Annotated in this window: 10 protein-coding genes, 1 tRNA gene and 1 pseudogene; 6 read left to right on the top strand and 6 right to left on the bottom strand. The window is 62.7% G+C overall.

What is annotated here, in order from left to right; translation table 11 throughout:
* Positions 1-60: 60 nt before the first annotated feature.
* From SE91_RS14315 to SE91_RS14330, 3 genes are all read left to right on the top strand, one after another.
* Positions 61-453 (top strand): NUDIX hydrolase, encoded by a 393-nt coding sequence (locus SE91_RS14315; protein WP_008563855.1) that lies wholly within the window; start codon positions 61-63, stop codon positions 451-453.
* A 1,040-nt stretch (positions 454-1,493) separates the two neighbouring features.
* Positions 1,494-4,601: a DEAD/DEAH box helicase gene (locus SE91_RS14325; protein WP_061848027.1), complete on the top strand. Its 3,108-nt coding sequence runs from the start codon at positions 1,494-1,496 to the stop codon at positions 4,599-4,601.
* 320 nt (positions 4,602-4,921) lie between these two features.
* Positions 4,922-5,584, top strand: coding sequence for a hypothetical protein (locus tag SE91_RS14330; protein WP_060737738.1), 663 nt, complete (start codon positions 4,922-4,924; stop codon positions 5,582-5,584).
* A gap of 1,305 nt (positions 5,585-6,889) precedes the next feature.
* On the opposite strand, the gene SE91_RS37040 is transcribed toward SE91_RS14330, so the two are convergent.
* Entirely contained in the window at positions 6,890-7,060 is a 171-nt protein-coding gene (locus SE91_RS37040; RefSeq protein ID WP_197489464.1) for a hypothetical protein, read from the bottom strand.
* 176 nt (positions 7,061-7,236) lie between these two features.
* Here SE91_RS37040 and SE91_RS14345 point away from each other — a divergent pair, with 176 nt between their 5' ends.
* Entirely contained in the window at positions 7,237-8,970 is a 1,734-nt protein-coding gene (locus tag SE91_RS14345; protein WP_156489609.1) for a glycosyltransferase family protein, read from the top strand.
* Positions 8,971-9,425: 455 nt separating this feature from the next.
* Here the strand turns inward: SE91_RS14345 and SE91_RS37045 are convergent, their stop codons facing one another.
* Positions 9,426-9,596, bottom strand: coding sequence for a hypothetical protein (locus SE91_RS37045; protein WP_008563828.1), 171 nt, complete (start codon positions 9,594-9,596; stop codon positions 9,426-9,428).
* A 435-nt stretch (positions 9,597-10,031) separates the two neighbouring features.
* On the opposite strand from SE91_RS37045, the gene SE91_RS14355 reads away from it, so the two are divergent.
* Positions 10,032-10,265, top strand: coding sequence for a hypothetical protein (locus tag SE91_RS14355; protein ID WP_061848032.1), 234 nt, complete (start codon positions 10,032-10,034; stop codon positions 10,263-10,265).
* A 912-nt stretch (positions 10,266-11,177) separates the two neighbouring features.
* Positions 11,178-11,486: pseudogene (locus SE91_RS37050) on the top strand (hypothetical protein); the annotation flags it as partial.
* A gap of 195 nt (positions 11,487-11,681) precedes the next feature.
* Here SE91_RS37050 and SE91_RS14360 read toward each other — a convergent pair.
* From SE91_RS14360 to SE91_RS14370, 4 genes are all read right to left on the bottom strand, one after another.
* Positions 11,682-11,897: a hypothetical protein gene (locus SE91_RS14360; RefSeq protein ID WP_008563824.1), complete on the bottom strand. Its 216-nt coding sequence runs from the start codon at positions 11,895-11,897 to the stop codon at positions 11,682-11,684.
* Positions 11,898-11,966: 69 nt separating this feature from the next.
* Positions 11,967-12,116, bottom strand: a complete 150-nt coding sequence (locus SE91_RS36245) for a hypothetical protein (RefSeq protein ID WP_156489611.1) — start codon at positions 12,114-12,116, stop codon at positions 11,967-11,969.
* Positions 12,117-12,199: 83 nt separating this feature from the next.
* Positions 12,200-12,275: transfer RNA gene (locus SE91_RS14365), tRNA-Lys, on the bottom strand.
* Positions 12,276-12,697: 422 nt separating this feature from the next.
* Positions 12,698-15,364, bottom strand: coding sequence for a glycosyltransferase (locus SE91_RS14370; RefSeq protein WP_061848033.1), 2,667 nt, complete (start codon positions 15,362-15,364; stop codon positions 12,698-12,700).
* Positions 15,365-15,392: the final 28 nt, after the last annotated feature.

The following is a 15,392-nucleotide window of genomic DNA, read 5'->3' on the forward strand; positions in this document are numbered from 1 at the left end:
TTGTCTATACGACTAGACAAGTTACGATCGGGACGATTCTGGTTTCGATTTGCGGCAGTGATGGCGAAGTCTTCCAAGCTGGTTGCCGCCAGGCGCGGCAAGGTGTTGTTGGTCAGACGCCGATCCGACGGTCTCTGGATGTTTCCGGGCGGCCGCAAGCGGGCGCGCGAGTCCGAGAAGGACTGCCTGCGACGCGAGATCAAGGAGGAGCTGCCCAAGCTGAAGCTCGGCCGGATCAGTCTCTGGAAGGAAGTGACGGCCAGGAACAAACGCTCCGGCCGCAAGATGAGCGATGCCATCTTCATCGCCAAGGGCGCGAAGGGCAGGCTGACGATCGGCGACAAGAAAGAGATCGACCGCGCGGCCTGGCAGCGGCCCCGCGGCATCCGCCTGACGCCGACCTCGCGCTACATCCGCGACCGTCTGTTTCCTAGGAAGCCGCGGCGAGGGTGATCTAATCCTCGCGTCCTGCCGATCGCGTCCGCCCGGCGAACGATCGCAAGCGAGCCGCTGTTCGCAGAACACGCGCAAAATCATCGCTCCGCCGCGACGGGTGGCGGTCTCGATCCATCAAGCGGCCTGCTCAGCCACTATTGCGTGGCCGCCATCGTCTCCAGGCAATGATTGAGATAGGTGGTGCGATCCCTGGGCAGCACTTTCGCGAGATCCGCCTTCATCGCGCATTCGCGCTGGCGCAGCTGTTCGGCCCGGCGCTCCTCCGCTGCCTCGCGATATTCGGGGCAACCTTGCTGGGATCGACCAGCGCCTGCGAACGGGCGGGCGCGGCTGCGAGCAGTGCGACGGCCGCGATGAAAATCAATGGTTTCAAATGAGCCTCCGTAAAAGGAACATGCTAGCGCACGGCGTATGCACGCTCAAACCGGAAGGGGTGCGGTAACCTGCTCCGGCGGGATCGGATCGTTGGTGCGGCAGATATGCTTTGGAACGAGTCCGCTCCGCGCGCGTAGACTCCTGGCTCCCGGCCCATCCCCAAGCCCCAAAACCCCCGGGCCGCGAGAAAACCTTCCCCACAAGGTTGGCGACCTCAGGGCCTTCGCGCTGAGGTCGTTTGGCGCAAGGCGTGTGAACCAGTTCACAAACGCCCGGCGGAATCGCTGCTATGAAGATGTCATTGCTTAACTGATTTATTTCGAACGAAACGCCCCAGCGTGGCTCCAAGCGCTGGGGTTTTTCGTGCTTGCATGTGCACCAAGCGTCAGTTCCGATCTGTGGGGCGATGGCCGGTCAAACTATCGGGATCGCGATGGCACCCCTGGACGTTGCCCACCGCGTGCGTTCGCAAGCCAAATCCCATATGCATGGCGCCGAGCAGCCGAATCGGGACGAGAGCGGCTCGCGTTCGGCTGCCGACGGTTTACGACCAGAGACGGGTTCAAGTGAGGCTTTCCAAAAAAACACGGGCGACCAAAAAATCGCCCAAGAAGAGCAAGGGGTCGCAGCGCGCATCGATCGCGTCTTCGTCGCCACTCGGAATGATGGCTCTGCATCTGCTTGCACAATGGAAGCAGTCCGGGAGTAGCGGTCTCGTCTTTCTTGCCGAGAGCGAGAACAGGGCAGAGCGGCTGGGCAGCGTCATTCACGCGCTCGATCCGTCCTGCGAGGTCCTGGTGTTTCCGCGATTGAACACCTTGCCGTTCGATCAGCTGGAGCCGTCCCACGAGCTCGCGGGGCGCAGAGCGTCGGTGCTGCGACGCCTCGCCAAATCCAAAAAACCGTTGTTTCTGGTTTCGACGGCGGAGGCCGTGATGGAGCGCCTGCCGCCGCCGGCGAGCCTGTCGCGCCTCAGCGTGAGCCTGAAGGTGGGCGGCGCGTTCTCCGAGCAGGACCTCGAGACGCGCCTGCAATCCCTGGGTTACGATCTCGAGGACGAGCCGGACTATCCGGGCGGGGCGCTGTTTCACGGCCAGACCTTCGAGATATTTCCCGCGGGCGCGCTGGGCCCATTCCGGATCGAGCATTCGGAGCGCGCGATCAGGCGGATCGTGGCGTTCGATCCGCAAGAGCACGACATCATTTTCGAGACGAACGAGCTTGTGGTCGATCCCATGTCGGAGCGGCTCGGCTTCGCCGGCAAGCGCGGTCAGCGCTCCAGCCTGTTCGACTATTGCGGACGCGCAAAATGGGTCGCCGACGCCGGCGTTCCCTCGCACGTCGATGCCTGGCTCGGCACGATCGAGGAGGCCGCGCCGCGTGCGGAGCGGGAGCGTGAATATCTCGGACGCGCTGACTGGAAGCGGCTGTCCAAGGGCATGAAGGTGCTGCCGCGAACGGCATCGTTGCAGACCACGCCGGAGTTCTCGAAGCTGACCTCCGCACGGAAGGCGCTGCGGGCGTTCGTCGATGAGAAGCGCCGGGCCGGTGCACGTTTGGTCCTCGTCGCAGCGATCGAGGACGATCTGCGCGTGATGGAGCGGATGGGCGGCGTCAAGGCGCAGCGCTGCGACGACTGGTCGGAGGCGACGAGCGGGCGGAACGGCGAGATGGCGCTGCTGGCCGATCTCGATGCGGGTTTCATCCTGCCCGGCAAGAAGCCTCTGGTCGTCGTCACGGCGTCCGACGTGCTCGGCAGCCGCGCGCATCACCCGCAGCCGATGGCGCGGGCCTGGAGTGCGGCCTTCGATCATGCCGACGTGCCCGAGCAGGGCACCGTGGTCATCCATCTCCAGCGCGGGCTTGCCGTGCTCGACGGCTTGCAGACCGTGAACACGGGCGGTGGCGCGATGCGCGAGATGATCCGCCTGAAGTTCGCCGGCGATAATGCGGTGCTGGTGCCGCCCCCCGATCTCGCCTTGATGTGGCCGTACGCAACCGAGCTCGGCAAGCTCGCGCTCGACAAGGCGGATGGCAGCACATGGTGGGCGCGCCGTAGCGAAGCCGAGCGCGAAATCCAGGCTGCGGGCAAGGTGCTGGCCAAGCACATCAGCCAGCGCCGGCGGCGGCGCGGGGAAAAGCTGGTGCCGCCCGGATCTGCCTATGAGAAGTTCGTGGCGCGCTTTCCCTATTTCACCACGAGCGATCAGGCCAAGGCCATTGCCGACGTGCTTGATGACCTCGCCTCCGGTCACCCGATGGACCGCGTGATCTGCGGGGACGTCGGTTTCGGCAAGACCGAGGTGGCGCTGCGCGCGGCGGCCGCCGTCGTGCTGTCGGGCAAGCAGGTCGCGGTCGCGGTGCCGACGACGGTGCTGGCGCGCCAGCACGTCGCAACGTTCCAGAAGCGCTTTGCGCCGTTCGGCATCGAGGTGGGTAACCTGTCGCGGGCCACCTCGGGCGCGGAGCTGCGCGAGACCCGGGAGGGACTGCGCAGCGGCCGGATCAAGGTCGTGATCGGCACCCAGGCGCTCACGGGCAAGGACGTCAAGTTTAGCGATCTCGGCCTCGTCATCATCGACGAGGAACAGCATTTCGGCGCGGCCGAGAAGGCGAAGCTCTCGGGCCTCGCCAAGAACGTCCACGTGCTCATGATGAGCGCGACGCCGATCCCGCGGACGCTGGCTGCGGGCTTGGCCGGCTTCCGCGATCTCAGCGTGATCGCGTCGCCTCCGGTGCACCGGCTGCCGGTCGCAACGCGGATCGCGCCGCTGTCGGATGCGGCCATCGCTTCTGCGCTGCTGCGCGAGCAGCGCCGCCACGGGCAGAGCTTCCTGATCTGTCCGCGCATCCAGGACCTCGATCCCATGCTGGCGCGGGTGCAGGCGGTGGCGCCCGAGCTTCGCATCGTCTGCCTGCACGGACGATTGGCCGCCGACGAGATCGACGACCGCATGATGAGCTTCGTCGAGGGCAGGGCCGACGTCCTGCTCGCCACCAATATCGTCGAGAGCGGCCTCGACATTCCCCGCGCCAACACCATCGTGGTGTGCTGGCCCGAGAAGTTCGGCCTCGCCCAGCTGCACCAGCTCCGCGGCCGGGTCGGCCGCAGCGGCATCCGCGCCTTCGCTCATCTGTTGACCGAGGGCGCGTCCGGACAATCGGAGAAGCGGCTCGCCGTGCTCGAAGAATTCAGCCGACCGGGCGCCGGCTTTGCCATCAGCGAACGCGACCTCGATCTGCGCGGCGCCGGCGACCTGTTCTCCGAGCAGCAATCCGGCCATGTCCAGGTGTTCGGGCCGGTGCTCTACAGCCATCTCTTGAAGATGGCCTCGGAGAAGGCCGGCGAGGAGCGCGCCGCGGTGTGGGTGCCCGATTTGAACCTGCCGGTCCCGGACATGCTGCCCGAGACCTATGTGCAGTCCGAGCCCGTGCGGCTCGAGCTCTACGCGCGCGCCGCAAGATGCAGCGACGAGGAAGACCTCGAGGACCTCGAGGAGGAGACCTCGCGCCGCTTCGGGCCCTTGCCGCAGGGCGCGCGTGACTTCTTCGCCGCAGCAAAGCTGCGGATCGAGTGCAAGCGGCGCGGCATCATCCGCCTCGACGTCGGCCCTGAGGCTGCCGCCGCAACGTTCCTGCCGGGCCGCTTGCGAAAGTCGCGAGGCAAGTCGCTTCAACGCGATGGCGACCGCGTCGTCTATCACAGCCCGATGCGGGACGCGCCGTTCGAGCGGGTGGAGGAGCTGTTCGAGCTGCTGGACGAGGGGTGAGCTGCAAGCTGCGAAAACAACCCCATGCACAGTAGCGAAGTGCTTGTGCCACAACGTCTTTCCTATCGAGCGCAAAAGAGAACTTGCGCCGTCGGGCAAACAGTGGCATTCTGCCAACTTCGGAAAATCCGTCATGCCTCCGGCGGGTTGGCATCGACCCGTACTCGACCGGGGTCGCTCGGCCGTCAGCCGGCCGCGCTGCTAACGTGGAATTAATCCAAAAAGCTCACAATTTTAGACAGTTGTATATGGGTGCTGCGTAAAGGCGTCGTTGCGACGACGTTCCGTGGGCGGCTGCCTTTTGCTCGCTCATGGGGTCAATAGACGTGACCACGACTTACGAAACGCAAGGCTTCGCCGAAGAGTTCGACCCGGCCGCGCTCGCGGCCGCCGCAGCAACCCACGAACTCGCTGCCCCGGAAGTTCCAGCACAGATCACGCAGTCCAGCCGGAAATCGCTGCTGGCGCTGTCGCTGTGTGCCATCGCCATCAATGGCGCGGCAGCCATCTACACGTTGCCGTCCGATTTCCCTGCGCTCAATGTCGCGAGTTTCGCTCAACTGCTTCCGCGCCAGGAAGCGGCTGCGCCGAAACCGGATCCGGTCGTCACTGCCTTGAAAGAGATTCAGGCGGCCCAGCAGCAACACACCGCTTTGCTGCAGCAGAACAACCACGCGTCGCAGCAAAATACCGATTTGCTGCAGCAGGATTCGATGGTGCTGCTGTCATTGCGGCAGAGCATCACGGACGAACGGGCCGATGTGAAGAAGATCTCATCGCAGCTGTCGACACTGATCGCCAAGGTCGACTCGCTGCAAAACAGGATGATGTCGGACGTCACGTCGTCCGTCCGCAAAGCGAATGCCCGCTACGGACTGGCGATGCGCAAACGGATCGTGCCGGAAAATCAGCCCTTGGGACCGGTTTCGGTTGGTGGAGCACCGCTGGGCGTACCGGCACCCGTTTCAGCGCCGGAGAGCTGAGATCATACCGACGCCTGCAGATCGCGATCAGCGAATGGAGCTGCGCGTCGTTCCGTCATGACCGTCCGGTCGTGCGTTTCAGGAATTTGTGACTTGCTGCGGCGATGTCCGCATCCCAATTCCGGAATGTGCGATCAGATAGGCGGAGCAGGAACAATGCGTATATTGTTGGTGACGTTGCTCACGGCGGCTTCGATTGCCCAGGCCCATGCAGAGGAGAGGACGAACGTCCCGGATGCCTCGTGCAGCTATACGTTGTCGAGCGGGGAGACGTACAAGATTCCAGCGGGACAGAATCTCTGCTGGCGCGTCCCACCGCCGTCTTACAAGCTGTACACGCTGCTGCGTTGTGATCCTCCATTCCAGGAGCTCACCCGGGTGCGCCTGGGCGATGGCCAATGCAACAGGTACGAGGACCGCCAGTAGCCGCGGCCGGGGAAGAGCCGCGAAGGTGGTTCTCTCTCGGAGAGCCTCTTCCGTGATGGAATAGAAGCTGGCCGCTGGACTGAGCAGAAGGACCGTGACCCAGAGCTTCGCGGCGCAAGAACGGCCCCTGTCGCCCTTGCAGGCCGAGCACTCCCGGCGCTCTTATCCCCAATTGGATCGGCAGCCGGGAGCATTGGGGGCTGGAAAGCAAGCCGTCGGATGTTCGTCCGTCAACGACAATAGGGAGGACGCAGGAATCCCGTAGTTTGACGGAGTCCATTTTCGGAACGGGGTGTTCTACTGTGAGAACACCGGCGAGATTTGAGTATCAAGCGAATTTCAAGTTGCCCGGGAAATGGCCGCAGTGGGGGCTGGAACCACGCTGCGGCTTTTCCCTGTCTGGCTCGAGCATGTCGCTGTCGAGCTGCAAAGCCGACGCCCGCTTCGAGCGATTCCTCCACCACATGGCAGCAAATAGCATGGCGGTTGACCATCGCACGCGACAGCGGGACAGCTCGCGATTCTTTGTCCTGCTTGTGAAATCCCTGTCGTTGTGGCGAACCGATCTGCGCATCAGGTAACGGCCAACGATTGCTCAATTGGAGCTGGTGCGATGCGTTCCCTACTTGCGACGGGTCTGTTGATCGTCTTCTGCACCGCGGCAAACGCCGCACCCGTGCATCACACCCGCGCACGCCACCCGGCGGTGGACCGGACCCGCGCGAACTCCAGTCCGCCCGTGCGCTTCGCGGTCCCGGGCTGGAGCGACGAGGCCACGGAGCGCTGGCTCGACAACGCCTCTTCAAACGTCGGCCGAGGCGGATAGCGGCGGAAAACCGGCGCCGGGAAACCATTGGGGAACACCGAAGGATCGGGCGGCTATGCAGCCTGCTCTTCGAACAAGGTGTAGACCCGACCGTCGGGATCAACGACCTGAACGTCCCAGCACGCGTCCTCGACAAGCTCCCGAGCCTTCTTGACGGCGGCAGCGAGCGAAGGCCGCTTGAGACTGACGACGCCCGCCGTGTCCAAACCGTTGATTTCGAACATGCTGTCCCCTCCGGTTTTGGTGAAGAGTACACGTTCCGAGGGTGATTTCCATGCTAGTACGGAAAGCCTTGGGAAGGCGGCTGGGTGCCAAGCAATAACGGAAAGCGCGATGGTTAGGTGCACGGTCGCGCAATTTCGATCGTCGCAACTGTTGCGGCGAGGATGCTCCATCAGCCTTGCTTTCCGTGGAACTGCCGGCGCAGCTGCATCGGTCTTCGCAATTCATTTTACGATCTGCACTCCCAACCGGGGGTACGGGCAAAGGCAACGAAACCTGCCGCCGCAACCTCGCTTATCCGCGGCATCCCTTGCGCCTGCCTCTTGAGGTTCGCGAGCACGTAGATCACGATGTAGCGACAGCATCGCTCGGGGGGAGCGTGAAGGAAAACAGTATTGCCGCAATGTTTGACCGACTAAGAGGCCGGTCGACGAAAATTCATGGCCTGCTCAGCGAATTCGCGCCGCCGCGCTTGCTCGACAGCGAGGACGGGTACAATTTTGTACTCGCGCAGGGGAGGGTGTTCGGCGTGCCTCAATCGCTCGGACCTTTAGACCTGTCCTCCGAAGACATTTCGACGAAGCCCGGCGTGATCGTAGGGAATAGTCTTCCGGAGGTCCGAATGCGCGCCGTGCGGCGGGCGGTCGCTACCGCGCCGCGCATCCCCGTGACATCGATGCTGGGTATTCCGGCCAATGTGGCATTCTACGGCGCCAATCATCCCGCATTGGCCCCGCTTTTTTCCCCGGGGCATGACGACGATATCCGAGTGCTTGATCCACCGCGCGAAGTCGAGATTTCAAACCCCTTGATCGGACGCCTGGACTACGCTCTTCGCACGTTCAGAGCCCGCATGGCTCGGGCGAACGTCTCGGAGAACGACGTCGAAGCCTTTATCGATACGCGGGATCCCGTGAGCCAGTTGTTGGCTTGCTCGCGGGGTGGAATTCACTTTTTCCAGGGAGCGCCCCTTACGCTTGGCGCCAATCCCTGGATGATCCAGATTGAGAAGGCGTCCACTCTTTTCCTGCCGTTCATAACACCGGGAAACAGCTATGGATTCGATCGTCGTGTTTCGGCGATTTACCGCATAGTCCGAGCCCTCCTTTTGTCGGACGATTGTGTGGGCATCGTCACAAACATTCGCTCGACCAAGCGTGATCTACCAGTTCTTTTCGAGGCTCCGTCCCTTGCCGAAAAAACTTACTACTTGCCATTCTTTCTCGAACCCCCAAGGCCGGTCCAGAAGCGGCCTCGATCGTTTCTCTTCACGTCGTCGTGGCACCAGCATGAGGCAAATTTCTACTCACGCGGCGGGGTTGACGCTGCAATGATCTTTGCCGAAATCTCCAAGCGCCATCGCGATGCCGAGCTCGTCATGCGTTGTAGCTTGCCGGCAAGCTTGCCTGACAGCGTCCAAACCGTGCTCGATGCTCCGAATGTGCGGATCATAGATCAGCCCATTTCGGATGAGGAGATGCATCGGTTGTTTGCAGAAGCGCAGTTCTATCTCTTGCCAGCGCCTTCGCTCCATTCAATGTCAACTTTGCAGGCGATGGCGAATGGGTGCATATGCATCCTCGCCGACAGTTGGGGTAGCGACGAATACCTTCACGACGGCATTGATGGTCTGCGTATCTCGGGACGAGAGGGGAAGAATTGGGAGTATCGGGTACACGAGGCATTTCTCGCAGAACGATATGCCGGCCTAGAGACTCCTGATCTCGCGTTCGTCCAGCGCGCGGTCGAGGCAATCGATCGCCTGTTGCTCGATGATTCGCAGATGCAGGCAATTTCGGAAACGGCAAGAATTGCGGCTGCTCGATCGAACTCGGCTGAAGCTGGCCGGAAGGCATTTGCCGAAAGCTTACGAGACATTCGGGGACGAGTGGTGCGTTCCTCGCGAGCGTAGGAGGAACGCTGCTCCTCTTCGGCAGCGGTACGCTGACGATGGGCGCCAGCAACGCCTGGTCCCGACAGGGACCTGGCCATCCTGGCGGGCCATCATGACGAACGCCGTGCTCGACGTGAGCTATTCCGGCCGCGTTTGTGGCGAACGATCGGCGCATCGAGAGCGAGCGATTGCTCGATTGGAACAGATGCGATGCGTTCCCTGCTTGCGATGGGTCTATTGCTTGTCTTCTGCACCTCGGCAATTGCCGGACCGGTGCATCACGCCCGCGCACGCCATCCGGCGATGGACCGGACCCGCGCGAACACCAGTCCGCCTGTGCGCTTCGCGGTCCCAGGCTGGAGCGACGAGGCAACGGAACGCTGGCTCGACAACGCCTCGTCAAACGTCGGGCGGGGCGGATAGAGGCGGAAATCGGCGCCGGGAATGATCGGAAAGGCCAGAAGAGCTGGCGGCTAGGCCGCTTGCTCCTCGAACGAGGTGTAGACCCGGCCGTTGGGGTCGACGACCTGAACATCCCAGCACGCGTCCTCGACAAGCTCCCTGGCTTTCTTGAGGGCGGCAGCGAGCGACGGCCGCTTGAGGCTGACGACGCCCGCCGTGTCGAAACCGTTGATTTCAAACATGCCGTTCCTCCGGTTTTGGTGAAGCGTACACGTTTCTGAACGGATGTCAGCGGGTTTTGTGGGCGGGCGAGGAAGGGCACGCTCAGAGCGCCGTCTCATTGCGAGGAGGAGGGTATTTAATGCGAGGACGAAGGCTGAGCGCGATGGCCGCGAGCCGACGAGCCAATCCTACGCGGGGCGCCGTCACGCCCGGCGATGGGCGCGACCTCGAAGCGGCTTGGCTCGCTCGATCGCCAAGTCGATCCGCGGCGCTCGCTCGCACGGCTCGCGATTGGTGAGCAGTGACGCACCGGGCCTGCCAGTGCACGCTGGCGGGCCTTCTTCACGAAGCTCTGATGACCGAACAAATCATTAACGAAGACCCCATAGTATATTTAGCCGTTGACCTGCATCCCGTCACCGCAGACGAGGTGGGTCTAGACGTAGGCCGACAACATGGCGGACATCAGGGAGAAGTTGGACAAACTCCGTGCCGACGCCGCGGATTTGGTCCAAATGAGCAGGCGAACGAGCGACCCGAAAAAGCGCGAACTCTTCGAACGGTTGGCAAATGAGCTCGCGATAGAGGCTCTGGAACTCGAGCAGGTGGTGAAGGCTCAAAGCCGGAGTTCGGGTCCCAGCGATCTGGATAAAGTCGTGCCCCTCCAGGCGCGTCCGGCTCGTCGCTGACGCAGTTTCCATTTCCTTTGTGGGCCGCCACTTAGATTGGCGGTCTCTCGCTCAGACTTGCGGTCCGTTCTGATCTGCTCCACCGTGCCGTTCACCCGCTCTCTTCAACAGATGACGACGAAGGGGTTGGCGACGTGGCCCACACGCGCGACCGGCAGCGTACGCGGCTGCATCACCGCCCTCCCGTATTCATGGTGTGGGAAGAATCGTGACCAAGCGCTTGATTTGTTGTGGTGAGCGCGCTGGGGCTCGAACCCAGGACCCCGCCTCAGAGCGAAGCTCCGATGCCTGGAGATCGCTGGCGAGGGCTTCGACGGCGTTGATGGAAGCGATCCCGAGCCAGTGGTTGCTCACTTCTACGGGATGTTCAGCTGGACGGACCCTCCGCCTAGTCAATCGGGCCGCCGGTTCACGTTGGCGGCTGTCCCACCTATCTCAAAATAGAACGCTGCGGGGCTCGAAATACGTGTCCCGGCAGCGTCTCATTCTCAAACTGAGCGCTGAAATCCCAGTTGGCTTTGACTGTGCAACGGCCATGCCACGGGCTTGTGACAATAGCAAAACGGCCTCAAGCAGGTCCGGGGCTGGCACGGACGCTGAGGCCGTTCGGCGCAACCCACGAACAGGCGCGCGTTGCATGATTTTCCCGATCGCGGCAGGATTTGCAAGGAATACTTGGACCAGCTGTACATTAATCAGCTCGAATGGAAACGTCGCGATCCAAAGCCTTCTGACAACAGAACCCGCCGGTTCACACCGGCGGGGCCTTTCAAGTGGCCAGTAGCAAACTGATGCATCGCGGCAGGATCTTCGCGGTTAGCGAAGTAAGAATTCGTGGAACCAATTAACAAATTTAAATTTATTTAAAGCGGTTTAATTTTAATCTGCTCTTGCCCTTGAAGGGGAAGCAACATGTCTAAGTTAGAAGAGAAAGACGATCGCCGGGAGTTCTTGAAGACGTGCGGCAGGTTTGCTGCGGTAACCCCGCCAGCGATGACCCTGCTTTTATCGACATCATTGACATCAACAGCCATCGCACATTCCGGCGGACGCGCCGTCGGAGGGAGCGGCGGCGGTGGCGGGCGCAACGGTTCGTTCTTCGACAATGATCGGGATGGCTCGGAGCACTCGAACAAAGAGCATTCCTCAGGCGGAGGAAAAGAGCATTCGTCAGGAGGAGGAGGGGGCGGCTCCGGTGGAGGTGGCCCGGGCGCGGCCGGCGGAAAGGGGTCGAAGGTCGCACATTCCGGCAATGGCAGCTCGCGATCTGGACAGGGCGGCGGCAACAAGATCTCGTCGGGCGTTGGCGGCGGCGGAGATGAGAAGGAAAAGAATGAAACGAGGGGGCGCGACTAAAAATCCCGCGCTCTCTCCACACAGACCTGGCGAAGTGGCTGACTCAGTTTCGGCCTTCCTTCACTTCCAAACCGGCGCACCTGTGCGAGCTCGTTCGCTGCGCGCGATCTCCTTGGCGATCTCCTCCGCTTCCATCTTGCTCGGGAGGCCGGTGATCGAGCGCCGGCCCGGGTTCTCGTCGAACTGCACGAAGGTGGAGACGCGGATCTCGTAGCGGTGGTTCAGGTCGCCATCGTCACAGCAGATCAGACGGACGTGCGTGTAGGGCTTGGACATACCGCTATCGAGACGCGCCGCGCTCCAGAGTCAAATTATCGATCCTTAGCGGCGCGGAATGCGCGCGAGCTACTGCCCGTCGTGGGTGTGGATAGACGCTTCGTCCGGATCGGGAATCTTGCGCCGCTTCACGCGCTCTCGCCAGCAGATGATAACGAACAGCACAGCGCCGATCATGGCTTGGCCGGCGAACGCGACCAGCAGCGAGCGCAGCATCATCGCTCTCCCGTGTGCATGACGTGTGCACGAGAGATTTTGCGGACTGGAAGACTTAAATCTGCGTCTAAGCGCTTGATTTGTTGTGGTGAGCGCGCTGGGGCTCGAACCCAGGACCCCGTGATTAAAAGTCACGTGCTCTACCGGCTGAGCTACGCGCTCCCATGGCCGCTGATGGCTTGACGTGGTCGCCATCCTGTCCGGACATTCGAGAAGCATGTCTTGCCGCGACGTTCGATTTGCGTCGCGAGGAAAACCGGCTGTTTCCGGATCATGCTCTCGGCCCGCGCTGTGTAGGGGGAGTGGCCGCGGAGGTCAATAGTGCGAGATGCTGCCGAAAGCGGAGGCAGGAGCGGGGATTCGCTCGCTGCGTCCACTGGTTAGGCCGACAATTTCAACCTGATTGGCCAGTCGTCATCCACGCGAACTCGATCGGGGCGCCGATCGAGCTGGGCCTGCATGGTTCGAGACGCCCGCTTTGGCGGCTCCTCACCATGAGGGCATTCCATCTCGCCGCAAACGCGACCGCAATCTGGGCCCGCCGGAGGCGGGCGTCTCGAAGGATGCGTCGCGGCCAGCTCCCGTCAGTTCGTCTCCCGCCGCACCTCGGTCGGCACGGCTTGCGGCGCCCCCACGGGGGGCAGCGCCACCGGGCGCAGGCCGATCAGCTCGGCGGAGCGGATCGCGCTGTCGCGCCAGAACTGGAACGAGTTGATGCGGCTGAGCTCGAGGATCGCGATCGCGACTGCGGCGAGGAATGGCAGGCTCTGCAGCACCAGCACGCCGGCGAAGATGTAGATCTCGGTGATCTGGCGGTAGCTGTTGGAGGCGATCAGGACGCCGGCGCCGATGATGAGGAGGGCGCCGATCACAGCCTCCCAAAACGCCTGGAACTCGATCGACATCCGCGACAGGCCGCCCTTGGAGGTGCGGGCGAAGGCGATGTGCTCGGTGATGAGACCCTGCGCCACGGCGCGCGACACCGTCCATTGCACGCTCATCGCCGCGATCATCGCGCCCAGCATCTGGCCGGGCTTGATCGCGACGCGGGCGCGGTACATCGACAGGAAGTGCACCAGCGAGACGACGAAGGCGCCGATGATCGGCAGCGTCAGGATCTTGTCGGGAATGGCGATGTCGGCGAAGGCGACGATCGGCACCCAGACGAGGTTGAGCAGGGCCACGACCACGCCGAGGCTTTCGGCGCCCAGCCAGTTCAGCCAGCCGAGGCCGTATTCGCGTTTCTGGTCGGGCGTCAGCCGGCTCTTGCCGGGCAGGAACTGGCGCCAGTGCTTCTTGACGATCTGGAGGCCGCCATAGGCCCAGCGGTGACGCTGCTTCTTGAAGGCCTCGTAGGTATCGGGGAGCAGGCCCTGGCCGTAACGCGTGTTAGTGTAATGGGTGACCCAGCCGAGCTCCTGGATGGCTAGGCCGAGATCGGAATCCTCGCAGATCGTGTCCGACGACCAGCCGCCGGCCATGTCCATCGCGGCGCGGCGGATCAGGCACATCGTGCCGTGCACGATGACGGCGTTGAGCTCGTTGCGCTGGACCATGCCGATATCGAAGAAGCCGGCATATTCGCCGTTCATGATGTAGTGCATGATCGACAGATCGCCGTCGCGATGCTCCTGCGGCGCCTGCACGAGGCCGACGCGCGGATCGGCGAACGCCGGCACGAGGTCCTTCAGCCAGTCGGGCTCGACGACATAGTCGGCGTCGAGGATGCCGATGATCTCGGCGTCCACCGCGGTGCGATCCATCGCGATCCGCAAGGCGCCGGCTTTGAAGCCCTGAACCTTCTCGGCGTTGATGAACTTGAAGCGTTCACCGAGCGCGCGGCAATGGTCCTGGATCGGCTGCCAGAAGGCCGGATCAGGCGTGTTGTTGATGATGACCACGCATTCGTAGTTCGGATAGTTCAGCCGCGACAGCGCATCGAGCGTCTGCTTGAGCATGTCGACCGGCTCGAAATAAGCGGGGATGTGGATCGAGACCTTCGGGTAGTAATTCTCGGGCACGTTCTCGACCGGCTTGTCCTTCGTGATCAGCCGCTGCGGCGGCCGGCCGAAGGCGACCGCGGCGATCTCGTCGATGCGCGCCATCGCAATGAGAACGAGAGGAACAAGGAGGATCATGCCCAGTGTCAGCGCGAAGGCCGAGCCGAAGATGAAGTAGTGCGTGTTCCAGAACGCGAACACGGTGGCCGCCCAGGCGCCGACGCCATTGGCCGTCGCCGACAGCAGGAAGGCTTGCCTCGCAGTTGGCTTTTCGATGCGCAGGATCGGCAGCGACAAGAGGATGCCGACCAGCAGGGCGATGCCCATCAGCTTCCAGTAATCGGGGTTCTCGACCGGGCCGGTCCAGGCGAATTTCGGCTCGCGGCTGGCGTTGAGGATGCCCCAATACGGACCGACGCCGCCTTCGAAGAATTTCCAGGGCTGATCGATCGCTTCGACGATGTTGTATTCCATGCCGATGGCTTCGGCGCGGGTGACGAAATTGCGCAGGATCACCGCCTGCTGGAACGCGCCGGGATCGGCGTTGCGTAAGTTGTAGCCCTGGCTCGGCCAGCCGAACTCGGCGATCACGATGCGCTTGCCGGGGAACAGGTTGCGCAGGAGATTATAGCGGTCGACGGCCTGATCGACCGCCTGGTCCGAGCGGAAGTTTTCCCAATAGGGCAGCACGTGGGCGGCGATGAAATCGACGTTGGAGCCGAGATCGGGATTGTCGCGCCAGATATTCCAGATCTCGCCGGTCGTGACGGGCACGCGGACCGCGCCCTTGACCTTCTTGATCATGCCGATGAGGTCTTCGACCTTCTGCTCGCCGCGGTAGATCACCTCGTTGCCGACCACGACGCCGACGACGTTGCTGTTCTTGCGGGCGAGCTCGATCGCAGCCTTGATCTCGCGCTCGTTGCGGTCCTTGTCCTTGTCGATCCAGGCGCCGACGGTGACCTTGAGGCCGAACTCGGCGGCGATCGGCGGCACCAGTTCCACGCCGCCCGTGGATGAATAGAGGCGGATCGCGCGCGTCATGGTCGACAGCGTCTTCAGGTCGGCGCGGATTTTCTCGACGGTCGGGATGTTGTCGATGTCGGGGTGGGCCGAGCCCTCGAACGGCGCGTAGGAGACGCTGGGCAACAGGCCCTTGAAGTCGGGCGCGGGTTCCTTCTCGCGCATGACTCCCCAGATGCCGGCGTGGAGCGCAGACACGAGCAACAGAACGGCGGCGACAACGCGCATCGCGGCTAAACCAATAGGGGCTGAGGTG

Origin of the sequence: Bradyrhizobium sp. DOA1, assembly GCF_001593325.1 — a bacterium.
Lineage (GTDB): Bacteria > Pseudomonadota > Alphaproteobacteria > Rhizobiales > Xanthobacteraceae > Bradyrhizobium.

Excerpts from the sequence above, each read along its gene's own strand:
- SE91_RS14370 (WP_061848033.1), bottom strand. The coding sequence starts at position 15,364 with ATGCGCGTTGTCGCCGCCGTTCTGTTGCTCGTGTCTGCGCTCCACGCC.
- SE91_RS14360 (WP_008563824.1), bottom strand. The coding sequence starts at position 11,897 with ATGTCCAAGCCCTACACGCACGTCCGTCTGATCTGCTGTGACGATGGC.
- SE91_RS14355 (WP_061848032.1), top strand. The coding sequence starts at position 10,032 with ATGGCGGACATCAGGGAGAAGTTGGACAAACTCCGTGCCGACGCCGCG.
- SE91_RS14325 (WP_061848027.1), top strand. The coding sequence starts at position 1,494 with ATGATGGCTCTGCATCTGCTTGCACAATGGAAGCAGTCCGGGAGTAGC.
- SE91_RS37040 (WP_197489464.1), bottom strand. The coding sequence starts at position 7,060 with ATGTTCGAAATCAACGGTTTGGACACGGCGGGCGTCGTCAGTCTCAAG.
- SE91_RS37045 (WP_008563828.1), bottom strand. The coding sequence starts at position 9,596 with ATGTTTGAAATCAACGGTTTCGACACGGCGGGCGTCGTCAGCCTCAAG.
- SE91_RS14315 (WP_008563855.1), top strand. The coding sequence starts at position 61 with ATGGCGAAGTCTTCCAAGCTGGTTGCCGCCAGGCGCGGCAAGGTGTTG.
- SE91_RS36245 (WP_156489611.1), bottom strand. The coding sequence starts at position 12,116 with ATGATGCTGCGCTCGCTGCTGGTCGCGTTCGCCGGCCAAGCCATGATC.